Origin of the sequence: Erwinia sp. E602 (assembly GCF_018141005.1) — a bacterium.
GTDB lineage: Bacteria > Pseudomonadota > Gammaproteobacteria > Enterobacterales > Enterobacteriaceae > Erwinia.
In genome coordinates this window covers 3,398,358-3,411,015 of sequence record NZ_CP046582.1, presented here as the reverse complement: position 1 = coordinate 3,411,015, position 12,658 = coordinate 3,398,358, and the positions used below count along the sequence as shown (strand labels likewise).

12 protein-coding genes and 1 riboswitch are annotated in these 12,658 nt (G+C 57.2%); of the genes, 8 read left to right on the top strand and 4 right to left on the bottom strand.

The window, feature by feature from the left end:
• Positions 1-62: 62 nt before the first annotated feature.
• The gene (yvcK, locus tag GKQ23_RS17110; protein ID WP_212408966.1) at positions 63-980 is read right to left on the bottom strand and encodes a uridine diphosphate-N-acetylglucosamine-binding protein YvcK; all 918 of its coding nucleotides are present in this window, start codon (positions 978-980) and stop codon (positions 63-65) included.
• Positions 981-1,143: 163 nt separating this feature from the next.
• Positions 1,144-1,279: riboswitch (molybdenum cofactor riboswitch) on the top strand.
• Between yvcK and moaA the strand changes: the two genes are divergently transcribed.
• The 8 genes from moaA (at position 1,269) to GKQ23_RS17070 (ending at position 8,115) form a co-directional block, all read left to right on the top strand.
• Positions 1,269-2,255 (top strand): GTP 3',8-cyclase MoaA, encoded by a 987-nt coding sequence (moaA, locus tag GKQ23_RS17105; protein WP_056237127.1) that lies wholly within the window; start codon positions 1,269-1,271, stop codon positions 2,253-2,255. It overlaps the preceding riboswitch by 11 nt.
• 9 nt (positions 2,256-2,264) lie before the next feature.
• Positions 2,265-2,780, top strand: coding sequence for a molybdenum cofactor biosynthesis protein B (gene moaB, locus GKQ23_RS17100; RefSeq protein WP_212408965.1), 516 nt, complete (start codon positions 2,265-2,267; stop codon positions 2,778-2,780).
• The gene (gene moaC, locus GKQ23_RS17095) at positions 2,781-3,266 is read left to right on the top strand and encodes a cyclic pyranopterin monophosphate synthase MoaC (protein ID WP_056237124.1); all 486 of its coding nucleotides are present in this window, start codon (positions 2,781-2,783) and stop codon (positions 3,264-3,266) included.
• Positions 3,259-3,504, top strand: a complete 246-nt coding sequence (gene moaD / locus GKQ23_RS17090; RefSeq protein WP_212408964.1) for a molybdopterin synthase sulfur carrier subunit — start codon at positions 3,259-3,261, stop codon at positions 3,502-3,504. Before moaC ends, moaD begins: the two co-directional genes overlap by 8 nt.
• 1 nt (position 3,505) lies before the next feature.
• Entirely contained in the window at positions 3,506-3,961 is a 456-nt protein-coding gene (moaE, locus tag GKQ23_RS17085; protein WP_056237120.1) for a molybdopterin synthase catalytic subunit MoaE, read from the top strand.
• Between the two features lie 333 nt (positions 3,962-4,294).
• Positions 4,295-5,386: a DUF1615 domain-containing protein gene (locus GKQ23_RS17080; RefSeq protein WP_212408963.1), complete on the top strand. Its 1,092-nt coding sequence runs from the start codon at positions 4,295-4,297 to the stop codon at positions 5,384-5,386.
• Positions 5,387-5,923: 537 nt separating this feature from the next.
• The gene (locus tag GKQ23_RS17075; RefSeq protein WP_212408962.1) at positions 5,924-7,192 is read left to right on the top strand and encodes an isopropylmalate synthase; all 1,269 of its coding nucleotides are present in this window, start codon (positions 5,924-5,926) and stop codon (positions 7,190-7,192) included.
• Complete coding sequence (locus GKQ23_RS17070) at positions 7,189-8,115, top strand: ketopantoate reductase family protein (protein WP_212408961.1); 927 nt, start codon at positions 7,189-7,191, stop codon at positions 8,113-8,115. Before GKQ23_RS17075 ends, GKQ23_RS17070 begins: the two co-directional genes overlap by 4 nt.
• An 86-nt stretch (positions 8,116-8,201) precedes the next feature.
• Here the strand turns inward: GKQ23_RS17070 and GKQ23_RS17065 are convergent, their stop codons facing one another.
• Genes GKQ23_RS17065 through GKQ23_RS17055 form a run of 3 tightly spaced genes read right to left on the bottom strand, consistent with a single transcriptional unit; the run spans position 8,202 to position 12,029 of the window.
• A complete protein-coding gene (locus GKQ23_RS17065; RefSeq protein ID WP_249168422.1) occupies positions 8,202-9,584 on the bottom strand; it encodes a cytochrome c in 1,383 nt (460 codons plus the stop codon).
• Positions 9,538-11,310, bottom strand: a complete 1,773-nt coding sequence (locus GKQ23_RS17060; RefSeq protein ID WP_212408960.1) for a GMC family oxidoreductase — start codon at positions 11,308-11,310, stop codon at positions 9,538-9,540. The genes GKQ23_RS17065 and GKQ23_RS17060 overlap by 47 nt, the downstream gene beginning before the upstream one ends.
• Positions 11,307-12,029, bottom strand: a complete 723-nt coding sequence (locus tag GKQ23_RS17055) for a gluconate 2-dehydrogenase subunit 3 family protein (protein ID WP_212408959.1) — start codon at positions 12,027-12,029, stop codon at positions 11,307-11,309. Before GKQ23_RS17055 ends, GKQ23_RS17060 begins: the two co-directional genes overlap by 4 nt.
• Between the last annotated feature and the right edge of the window lie 629 nt (positions 12,030-12,658).

Here is a 12,658-nt window from a genome sequence, read left to right as displayed (position 1 = left end):
CTGAGGCGGACACCGGCTGTCCGCTTCAGGCTGGCCTGCCGCGAATGGCAGGCTGCGCAACGTCAGTGGTTTTCACCCAGCGACTGTACCGCCGTCTCCAGCGCCAGGCGCAGCAGCTGGCGGTCGTGGCGATAGGCGATATCGCCGGCTTCCAGCGGCTGTTTAATCACGATCCGCCCTGTCACCTCGCTGCAGTCGACCTTCGGCCCGACCACCAGCGCATCGATCGTCTCCCTGCCTATCGCCTTCTCCATTACCGCCAGTTTGTCATTAACGCTCAGCGCCGCCGCCGCCGGGCTGAGTTCGCGGCCAAGGTTGCCGATCCACACCATATGCGCCGGGGTGCGGCGCAGCGCCTGAGCGATCTCCGGCAGCAGCAGCACCGGCATCAGGCTGGTGTAGAAACTGCCGGGGCCGATCAGGATCAGGTCTGCTTCGCCAATCGCCACCACCGCTTCGCGGGTGGCGCTGACCTGCGGTGACAGCATCAGCTCCTGCGGCGCTTCCGGCATCAGGTCGATCTCGGTCTCGCCGTAGACCAGGTGACCTTCGTGACTCATCGCCACCAGGTCCACCGGCTGCTCTGACATCGGGATCAAAAAGGCATCGACCTTTAACAGGTTGCGGATCAGGTTGATCGCCTCCAGAGGGCGCACGCTGAGGTGATCCAGCGCTTTCAGCATCAGGTTGCCGAGGTTATGTCCGGCCAGCTCACCGTTGCCGTTAAAGCGGTACTCAAACATCGCTGAGGCGACGCTGGGTTCCGCGATCAGCTGGTTCAGACAGTTACGCATATCTCCCCAGGCGATGCCGCCTTCGGAGCGGCGGATGCGGCCGGTGGAGCCGCCGTTATCGGTGGTGGTGACGATGCCGGTCAGGCGGGAACCCAGCGGGGAAAGGGCGGACATCACGCGGCCGAGGCCGTGTCCACCGCCTAAAGCCACCACGCGATCCAGGTCGGCTAAGGTGCGATTACGCATTATGTGTTTTCATCTTGTTGTCAGGGTGTTTATCAGCTCTATTTTACGCTATCTGGCGCTAAACGGTCGGTAAAATACGCTATGCATCATAGTATATAGCGAAAAACCGTGCTGGAAAGCTGGCGCTATTAACGTTAGAATTTTTTTACCCGCGCTTACCCGGATGGGTAAGTCACACTTAGCCCTGAAACCTACGTCCGTCGCGGATAGGGTTTCCTGGCCGCAACCTTGAGTTGCCAGGGTGCAGAAAGAAATGCCTGCATCTCCCGAATCTGGAAAGGTGTCACGGTGCCACAATTTACTGACAGCTATGCGCGCAGGTTCTACTACCTGCGCCTGTCGATCACTGACGTGTGTAACTTTCGTTGCACCTACTGCCTGCCCGACGGTTACAAGCCGCAGGGCGTGCAGAACAAAAGCTTCCTGACGCTAGATGAGATCCGTCGCGTCACGCGTGCCTTTGCCGCCGCGGGCACCGAAAAGGTGCGCCTGACCGGCGGCGAGCCCTCAATGCGCCGCGACTTTACCGATATTATCGCCGCCGTGCGGGAGAACCCGGGCATTCGCCAGCTGGCGGTGACCACCAACGGCTACCGTCTGGCGCGGGATGTCGCGCAGTGGCGCGACGCCGGGCTGACCGCGCTTAACGTCAGCATCGACAGCCTCGACGCCCGCCAGTTTCACGCCATCACCGGCCAGGACAAGTTTCACGAGGTGATGCGCGGCATCGATGCCGCCTTCGACGCCGGCTTCAGCAGGGTGAAGGTCAACACCGTGCTGATGCGCGACGTCAATCACCACAGCCTCGGCACCTTCCTTGACTGGATCCGCACGCGCCCGATCCAGCTGCGCTTTATCGAGCTGATGGAGACCGGCGACGGCGGCGCGCTGTTCCGCAGGCACCATATCTCCGGTGAGGTAATTCGCGAGCAGCTGCTGCGCCAGGGCTGGGTGTGCCAGCCGCGCGCGCGCAGCGACGGCCCGGCGCAGGTGTTTCAGCACCCGGACTATCAGGGCGAAATCGGCCTGATCATGCCGTATGAGAAAGACTTTTGTGCCAGCTGTAACCGCCTGCGCGTCTCGGCGGTCGGCAACCTGCACCTGTGCCTGTTCGGCGACGGCGGCGTGCCGCTGCGTGACCTGCTGGCGGATGACGACCAGCAGCAGGCGCTGCAGGCGCGCATCGCCAGCAGCCTTGGTCAGAAAAAACAGACGCATTTCCTCCATCAGGGCAACACCGGCATTACGCAGAACCTGTCGTTTATCGGCGGATAAGGAATCACTATGGGTAAAGGTTTAGCCGAATTTGTGGCGCTTAACGTGGCGGTGCTGACCGTCTCCGATAAACATACCGCGGAGAGCGACAGCTCCGGCATCTACCTGCGCGAGGCGCTGAGCGAGGCCGGGCATCAGGTGGTCGACCGGCTGATCGTTGCCGATAACCGCTATCAGATCCGCGCCGCCGTCTCGCGCTGGGTCGCCAGCCGCGACGTGCAGGTGGTGCTGATTAACGGCGGCACCGGCTTTAACGCCAAAAACAGCACGCCGGAAGCGCTGCTGCCGCTGTTCGATCGCGAAATCGAAGGCTTCGGTGAGCTGTTCCGCATGGTGTCGTTTGAGGATATCGGCACATCCACCCTGCAGTCGCGGGCGGTGGGCGGCATCGCCAACCAGACGCTGATCCTCGCGGTCCCCGGCTCCACCAGCGCCTGTCAGCTGGCCTGGGAGCGTATTATCCAGGAACAGCTCGACGCCCGCACCGGGCCATGTAACTTCGTTTCCCACGTAAAGAAGCTCTGAATGTCACAGTTAACCCACATTAACGCCGCCGGCGAAGCCCATATGGTTGACGTCTCCGGCAAGGCGGAAACCGTACGCGAAGCCCGCGCCGAAGCGCTGGTGGTGATGGCACCCGCCACGCTGCAGATGATTACCGACGGCAGCCACCACAAGGGCGACGTGTTCGCCACCGCCCGCATCGCCGGCATTCAGGCCGCCAAGCGCACCTGGGAGCTGATCCCACTCTGCCATCCGCTGATGCTGAGCAAGGTGGAGGTGACGCTGGAAGCGCAGCCGCAGTTTAACCGGGTGCGGATTGAGACGCTGTGCCGCCTGACCGGCAAAACCGGCGTTGAGATGGAGGCGCTGACCGCCGCCTCGGTGGCGGCGCTGACCATTTACGACATGTGCAAAGCGGTGCAGAAAGATATCAGCATCGAGCAGTGCCGCCTGCTGAGCAAAAGCGGTGGCAAGTCCGGTGATTTCCAGGCGGTGGCGCATGATTAACGTGCTGTTTTTTGCCCAGGTGCGCGAGCTGGTGGGCACTGACCGGCTGACGCTGGCCGCCGACTACCCCAGCGTTGAGGCGCTGCGCGCTGCGCTGGCCGCGCGCGGCGACCGCTGGGCGCTGGCGCTGGAGTCCGGCAAGCTGCTGGCGGCCGTCAACCAGACGCTGGTTCCCGGCACTCACCCGCTTAACGTCGGGGACGAAGTGGCCTTCTTCCCGCCGGTCACCGGGGGCTGAGATGGATACACGTATTCGGGTCGGGGCAGAGCCCTTCAGCATGGCGCAGGAGTACGACTGGCTGGCGGACAGCCACGCCGACGGCGCGATCGTCACCTTTACCGGCAAGGTGCGTGACCACAATCTTGGCGACGACGTCAGCGCGCTGACGCTGGAGCACTATCCGGGAATGACCGAAAAGGCGCTGGCGGCGATCGTGCAGGAGGCGCGCGAGCGCTGGCCGCTGCACAGGGTGACGGTGATCCACCGGGTCGGCGCGCTGTATCCCGGCGATGAGATCGTGCTGGTCGGCGTCAGCGGCGCGCACCGTGGTGCGGCCTTTGCCGCCGCAGAATTTATTATGGACCTGCTGAAAACCCGCGCGCCGTTCTGGAAGCGCGAAGCCACGCCGGACGGCGAACGCTGGGTGGAGTCACGCGACAGCGATCGTCAGGCGGCCGAACGCTGGAAGGCGTGAGTGCCTCACCACAACGGCGGGCGCTGGATCGCATCACGCGACAGCGATCGTCAGGCGGCTGAGCGCCGGAAAGCGTCACTGCAGCGCTACGACGGTGGCAGCAGGCAAGGCATTATGCGCAGCGATAATCATGCGGCAGCGAGTCGCTATCCGCGTGCTGGCGTAACGCGCAGACAGGGTTCTGCGTTGGGCGATCCCCGTTGGCGGTCTGCAATCTTCGCTGCGACGATGTAAAATCGCTGCGGCAGGTTTTAAGCCGACAGGCAGTGGATATTGCCGTGCACAGCGGCTAGTCTTGGCTCATCGCATTTTGCCTCGCCCTGAAGGAACGCCATGACCCGCCGTTTTATGCATCGCTTCTCATTTATCGGCCTGCTGGTGCTGGCCGGCTGTAGCCAGCACCCCGCTAAACAGACTTCCGCCCCACGCCCGACCGACGTAAAGGTGCAGATCGCCCGCCTGCTGCCCGACAACGTCAGCAACCGTCAGGGCTGGTCAACGGATATGTACGCCGCGTTTAACGGCCTCAGTATCGACCCGTCCGCCAGCAATATCTGCGCGGTGATCGCGGTGACCGCCCAGGAGTCCAACTTCAACGCCGACGCGCCGGTGGCGGGGCTGCCGAAAATCGCCTGGGCTGAGATCGACCGCCGCGCCGGGCAGCTGCATATCCCGTCGTTCCTCGTGCATACCGCGCTGAAAATCGACTCCCCCACCGGCAAAAGCTACGCCGAGCGGCTGGACCGGGTAAAAAGCGAAAAAGAACTCAGCGCGATTTTTGACGATCTGATCGATACGGTGCCGATGGGGCAGAAGCTGTTCGGTAAGTTCAACCCGATCCATACCGGCGGCCCGATGCAGGTGAGCATCGCCTTCGCCGAAGCGCACGCCAGAGGCTACCCGTACCCGGTTGACGGTTCGATTCGCCGCGAGGTGTTCAGCCGCCGCGGCGGCATCTGGTTCGGCACCCAGCACCTGCTCGGCTACCCGGCCAGCTACAGCGCGCCGCTCTACCGCTTCGCCGACTTTAACGCCGGCTGGTACGCCAGCCGCAACGCGGCGTTTCAGGCGGCGGTGTCGCGCCTCAGCGGTATCAGGCTGGCGCTGGACGGCGATCTGATTGACTACGCTTCAGACAACGCCGGGGCGACCGAGAAAGCGCTGCGCACGCTGGGCAAACGCCTGGACTACAGCGACCGGGCGATCCGCCGGGCGCTGGAGAGGGGTGACAGCGCGGACTTTGAGAAAAGCGATCTGTGGCAGGCGGTCTTTGCGCTGGCCGACAAAGACGCCGGTAAGCGACTGCCGCGCGAGGTGCTGCCCGGCATTAAGCTGGAAAGCCCGAAAATCACCCGCAACCTGACCACCGCCTGGTTCGCCCATCGGGTGAACGGGCGCTACGAGGCGTGCCTGAAAAGGAATTAAGGACTCCGTTACGCGCTTTGGCGTTGCTGCCTGGGGCGTGGCTTTATGCCTGGTGCCTTGGTTGGTAATGCAAGCGCTGTAAGGAGCGTGGCTTTATGCCCGGTGCCTGGGTCGGCCGCTGGCAGCAAATCGCCGGGTCGCCTTAAATACCGTTGCTGGAGAGTGGGCAGACGACTTTGCATTGCTTGCCCGGCAAACCTGAAGCTTACTTCTCTCGTCAAGGTTTACTCGTGGCTGTGTAAAGTCATTCATTGCTATTGCCAGAAGTTGGGGGATACAGCAATTCTGCAACTATCTTGGTTGTGCCAGACCACTTTTGACTAAAAAATCCGAACCTAACGTATATAAATATCTAAGGGATAGGGGTGTGGAATTGTATGGATAATATAAAAAATCTATTAATTAATGACTTGGCTTTTTTTTATAAATGGTTTTTTATTTTGTTAACATTTTTCATAAAGGCATTAGATGTATAACCTATAAATAATAATTCGGTAAATATAGTGCTTCGTGTCTATAGCTTAAGGAAGCAATGTCATGGCTCTCTCTATGCCTTATGGTCATAAACCACGATTTAAAGACTTCGATCTCATTAGCATTTCAGATGAAACGATTCGAGAAGGTCTCGAAAGAGCACTTTTTGGTGCGCGTGATGAAGACAAGCTTGCTTTGGTTGAAATGATAGCCTGTACGGGTATAAAAGATATTGATATGGGGTCAGGACTCCAGGAAGCTAAGTTTCTATTGAGATGCCTTAATTCTCAGTGCCTTCTGAATAGAATTCCGCAAGATGTAAACTTCTTATTCAATCTAACCCTGAAAACATGGGAGCCGCTTAAAGAGTCATTGAAAATAATACCCAGAAAACTCCTGGAGAAAGTACATGTTAGTATTGGTATGGTTGAATTTCAGGAAGAGAAAAATTTACTGGCTAAAGCGCACGGTGAACTTTTCGATATTGGCATAAGGAATTTTAGATCGAGTATATTAAATGCATTTGATACTGAAATTGATAATGAACACTATGATTTTATATGCAGGCAAATTGAAAGAGTTAAAAAGCTTGGAATAGGTAAGGTAAGGATCAATGACTCAGTGGGAACATTGTATCCTGATGTTACGGCGATACTGGCCGCAAATTTGGTTAATGATTTCTCAAATATGACATTTTATCTTCATTCACATGACGACAGGGGATTGGGACTTGCAAACTCATTATCTTCCGTTTTCCATGGTTTTCAGATGATTGAAGGTGGAATAGCGGGATTCGGAAATCGGGCTGGGCTTGCAAATATAGAGGTTTTGAATCAGATATTTATCGAGAGGAATATTACGGTTAATGGAAAGAATCTCGATCCTCAGAAACTTAAAGATGCAGCGGGTTTGGCTGAAAAAACGTTTATTGTTATTCCTGATGTTTATAGGCCAGTCAGTGGTTTATTGGTTGAAAATGAAAATGCAGGAATAGTTAATGTGCCCGATTACCTAAACGTAAAACGGCCTGTAAAATATTTTGTTAATCAGGTGGGCTTGTTTGATGATACCGTGCGTCAGATCCTGAAAGATTCTGGGATGTTATCGGAGAAAATAGATGATCCAGATTTTATCTCGAAGGTTACAGGATATTTGGTGAATAAACTTGATTATGAAATCCTTCCGAAAAAACAAAGATTATGGCAAGAAATACATGACTCAATACTGTCTTTATATAGTGGTATTTTGAGAATTGATGATGTGGAAAAAACAGCTCTTCAAATATTACATCAGCAAGCAGTTGTGAATGAAATAAAAAGGAGGGAAGCATGAAAATTACCATGGTAGGGGCGGGCGGTGTTGGAGCTTATTTCGGTGCGGTGCTGCAGAGAGCCGGGCACAGCGTGCATTTTCTGGTGCGGGAACGCCATGCGGAAGCGATCAGGGCACGGGGGATTCAGGTAAGCAGCGGTGATGCGCCACCGTGGCAGGTCATGCCTGCTGGCGTAAGTACCCTGGCCAGTGACATCGGCGAATCGGATGCGGTGATCCTGGCGACGAAAGCGTTTCAGGTAAGCGATATGGCAGCCGGTCTGGCACCGCTGCTGCATGCCTCAACGCCGATACTGCCGCTACAGAATGGCATTACCGTTACCGATACGCTGGTGCAGGCCGTGGGTAAACAGCACGTGCTGGGCGGGGTATGCGTCATTATTTCCCATCTGCCTGAGCCGGGCCGCGTTCAACACCTGGGCGGCCAACCGGCGATTACCTTCGGTGAGCTGGATGGCAGCCGTTCACCACGCTGCGAATCGCTGGCTGCTGCGCTGACCGATGCCTCGGTAACTACGACACTCTCCGACGATATTTATCACGACATGTGGCGCAAGTTTATGCTGATCTCCTCTTACGGCGGTGTAGGCGCGCTCACCCGGCAGCCGGTAGGTAAAACCCGTAGCTTCCCGTTGACGCGTCAGCTGGTGCAGGATGCGATGCTGGAAGTCAGAGCGCTTGCTGAGGCATATGGTGTTCTGCTAACGGAGGAAGATGTGAAGTGGGCGATGTCACAGTTCGATGCCTTTACGCCGGACAGTACTGCATCAATGCAGCGTGACTTAGCCGCCGGGCGTAAATCAGAACTGGAAGATCAGAATGGCACGATCTGTCGGCTTGCAACGCAGGCCGGTGTCGCCGTGCCGGTACATGCCACTATTTATCGATCGATGGCACTACTGGAAAGCCTGCGCGGTGAATAAATTGCATTAATCCGGCACCCTCTGATGACCGGGTGCCGCTTAAAATAAACTTTTTTGCCGCATTGCTATCTGTCTGGATAACTTTTTCATTTTCCTGAACCTGAACCTGAACCTGAACCTGAACCTGAACCTGAACCTGAACCTGAACCTGAACCTGAACCTTGTGGCTTGCGAAGGGCTTTTACCTGATTTTTCGTCACCTTTGAAGCCTGATTGCCCCAGCTGTTACGTACAAAGGTGGCCAATGCGGCGATCTGGCTGTCGGAAAGCCGCTCCCCAAATCCCGGCATCGCCATCCCCGTCACAGACGTGGAGGTTACCGGTGCTTTGCCGCCGTAAAGGACCATACTGATTAATGAAGCGGGATCGTCTTCTGACAGCGCTGCGTTGTTGACCAGCGAGGGGTAGGTGCGTCGGTAACCCTCTCCATCCGATCGGTGGCAGGCTGCACAGTTATCTGCCCAGACCATGGCTCCCGCGATCATTATCTTATCCTGTTGTGTCAGGCCAGCATCAGCTGGCCTGGAACGATCCCCGCTGTTAGGCTGTGCGGGCGAAAGGCTTTTGAGATAGACAGCGATCGCCTGTAGGTCGCTATCGCTCATATACTGCGTACTGTTCTCCACCACTTCGGCCATTGAGCCAAATGCCATCTGATTTTCGGTCTGACCACTGTGCAGAAACGCGGCGATCTCCTGTTGCGACCAATGGCTAAGCCCCGCATATTTTCTGGCGTTAAGACTCGGCGCATACCAGCCCGCCACGGTATTGCCGGTCAGCCAGGCTGAGCTGCGCCCGTCAACATCCTTCTCCTGGTAAGCTATCCCGCGTGGCGTATGGCAGCTTCCGCAGTGGCCGGGTACTGCCACCAGCCAGGCACCTCGGTTCCATTGCTGGCTTTTAGTGGGATCGGCACGCCAGGGAGAATCGTCATGGAACAGCCAGTTCCAGACGTTAAGGGGCCAGCGAAAGTGCAGCAGCCAGGGGATCTCTGCACGCCGGTTTGGCTTTACCGCCGCCTTCACGTTCTGGTGAAAAAAGCTCCACAGCGCCTGAAGCTCCGCGTCGCTGAACTTACTGTAGGCGGTATAGGGCATCGCCGGATAGAGATTGTGGCCATCCTTAGCCCGACCATCACGCACCGCCCGGACAAAATCAGCATAATCGTAGTCACCGATGCCCGTGCGGCGCTCCGGAGTGATATTGGTGGAATAGACGATGCCAACAGGCGTGGCAAGAGCAACGCCTCCGGCGTAAGCAGCACCGCCCGATGCGGTATGGCAGCCGCCGCAGTCGGCAATCTGCGCCAGATAAGCGCCGCGAGTCGAAATGCTGTCCTGCGCCATTGCGCCGTGCAGGCCGCCGCCGAACATCAGCGGCAGCCACCACCAAAGCTTTATCTTCATAAACGGGTCCCTCTCACTAAACCAGCGACCCGGGTTGCTGAAAATAGCGAGTTTTAATGGCATGAGCCGCCCATAGCGCGGTTGCGCCCACCAGGCCGGTGGGGTTATAGGCCATATTTTGCGGAAATACCGATGCGCCGGTGACAAACAGGTTATGCACATCCCAGCATTGCAGGTAGCGATTTACCACGCTGGTGCGTGGATCGTTTCCCATCACCGTGCCGCCAGTGGTATGCGTGGACTGGTAAGGCCGTACGTCATAATGGGAGTGCAGATCCATAAAATTTGATTCAAAGCGTTGTGGCTGAATGGCCTCGGCAATCTCTGCCGCCCTGGCGGCAATAAAGCGCGTCATCATCAGTTCATTCTGCTGCCAGTCGAAGGTCATACGCAGCAGCGGCTGGCCGTGAACATCTCGCCAGGTTGGGTCGAGATCCAGATAACAGTGGCGGTAAGGCATCACCGATCCGGAAGAACCGATGCTCATAGTATGCAGATAGTGCTGCTGAATACCCTTTTTCCACGCTGAACCCCAGCGTGGCGTGTCGTGGGGCAATGGCATCTGTTGGATGGGGCGGCCACCGGTGATGGTGGCCGAAATCGTTGCGCCACCGATAAAACCTAATCCTGAGTGATCGAAATTTTCCGCATTGAAGTCATCAATAAAGGTGCCGGTACAGCCAGTAGCGCCGAACGGATTAAAGCAGGTCTCCTGACCGAAAAACAGGTTGATACCGCCGTTGATCTGATAGGCGTAGTTACGTCCGACCACACCTTCACCGCTGAGCGGATCGTAGGTTTTGCCGATCTTTGAAAGCAGCAGCAGCCGCACGTTATGCAGCTGAAAAGCGCTGAGCACCACTAACGCAGCGGGCTGAAAATGCGTCCGGCCCTGTGAGTCAATCCACTCGGCACCCACGGCCACCTTTTTGGCGGAATCAAGTACCACGCGCAGCACGTGGGCCTCGGTTCGCAACGAAAAGTTGGCAAACTGTCGCAATGAAGGCAACACCGCTGACTGCGGTGAGGCTTTAGACGCGTTAAAACAGCCGAAGCGCTCACAGTAACCGCAGTAATTACACACGCCTAGCTGCACGCCGTAAGGATTGGTCCAGGGTTCGCTGCAGTTGGCCGCAGGAACGGGAAACGGGCTGTAGCCCAGCCCTTCAGCGGCTTGCCCAAAAAGCGTACCGGCGTATTGCTGTTTCAGCGCTCGGGTCGGGTAGGGACCGGCGCGGGGGGCTTCGAACGGGTTGCCTCCGGCAATTTTGGTGCCATTGATGTTACCGGCCTGGCCTGCAGCCCCGCAGATTTTCTCAAATTTATCGAACCACGGCTCCATCTCCTGATAGCTAAACGGATAATCCTGAAGCTGCATATCTGCCGGAATTACGCCCGCGCCATAGCGTTCGCTGACCATCGATCGCATCTGCAAATCCGCTTCCAGCGGTCGCCAGAGCATCCCGTTCCAGTGCACCCCGGCACCGCCCACGCCATTACCCGGTAAAAAGGAGCCAAAACGTCGATAGGGCAGAGCGCGATCGGTCATCGAGTGACGTACAGTGACCGTCTCCCGGGCCGGATTCTGAAACAGTCGCAAACGCACGGCGTACGTCAGCTCGTCCATTATGCGCGGATAGGCGAAATCAGGCTGAGTATCGCGCTGTTCACCGCGCTCCAGCGCGAGGATCTTTAACCCACTGTCGGCCAGTTCGCGGGCCATCAATGAGCCCGTCCAGCCAAAACCGACGATCAGCACGTCAACCGGGGGATCGGTAATATCACTCATGCTTTTTCTCCCCGTTTGCCGCTGATATCCACCGGAGGCAGCGGATAGGGCTGGTTGGGGTGGTCCATTACCCACGGATAGTCCGCTCGTGCGCCGGGGAACCCGATCAGCCGCCAGCTGGCCATGCTCTGATTGCCCCCGTGAATCGGGTCGCTAAAGTAACCCTCCCGTGTATTCTCCAGCAGCTGCTCGAAAAACAGCGGTCCCGGCAGCATATCGAACTGCAGACGTCCGCTTTCCAGTGCCTGTAGCACCTCGTCCTGCTGAGTGGCGTAAAGGTTGGCAAACACCGCCTGAAAAAACTGCCGACAGTAGCCATCGACGGCGGCAATCCCCAAACGATACACCTGGCGCGGCACTAACGCTGACTGATAACCCAGCTCGGGTACGCCATCGGCAAACGGCGACTGCATATACCACAGCTGGCCGTATCCGTAGGGCAACTCCATCTGCTTATCAATAAACGCGGGTACCCCTTCTGCCAGAGCACCGGGGCCGAGTTCGTCGTCAGGGATCAGCCGCCGGCAGGCGGCACATAAGAAACGCCATTCGTCGGCGGTGAAAAACAGCGGCGCGTCTGCACGCAATCGCGGCGCTGCAGCTGCCACCGCTTCGGATGTGCGCAGTAGAGCGCTGCCCGCGCTGACCAGCGGAATCAGCGCCAGGCTGCGCTGTAAAAAACGCCTGCGCCCGGAGGCAATATCCTTCTGCTTCTTCATCGTTCACTTCCCTTATACAACGAACATGCGGCCCTGAGAGTCACTGCTCAACAGCTTTGCTTAAAACATGAACCAGCTACCACGCGGAGAAGATGAAAAGAGTAGGGCGAAAAGTAAAAATCAGGAGCGGCAGCACGTGCCGTGAAACAGGCATGATGTAGGAATAATAAGGATACTAAACGAGTCAGCGTGCTGATAATGCAGGGGATGATTCTTGAATGCCATTAGCACTAAATGAATAGAAGTATCGCTAATCGGAGCAACGATCTGCTGCGCAGAACAACCGGTTTAGTTGGATTGGTGGTGACGGGTGACTCTAAAGAGATGATCGCTCTACAGCGAAACAGAACTTAAAAGGCAATCGGGGTTTATCCGGGTTAGCGGACCTTCGGGCGCAGGGATGCGCCCGGCAGAGCCCAGGGACGTTACTGGCGTGTCCGCGATCCGGATAAACCCCGATTAGCCAGGCACCGGAACCCGCAGCGACCCGGCCTCAAAGCTACTCTTCCGATAGGCCATGCATCCAAACCCGCAGCGACCCGGCCCCAAAGCCACACATCGATTAGCCAGGCACCGGAACCCGCAGCGACTAAAGGCAGCGACGCCATAAGGGTGATGCCGCTGCCATA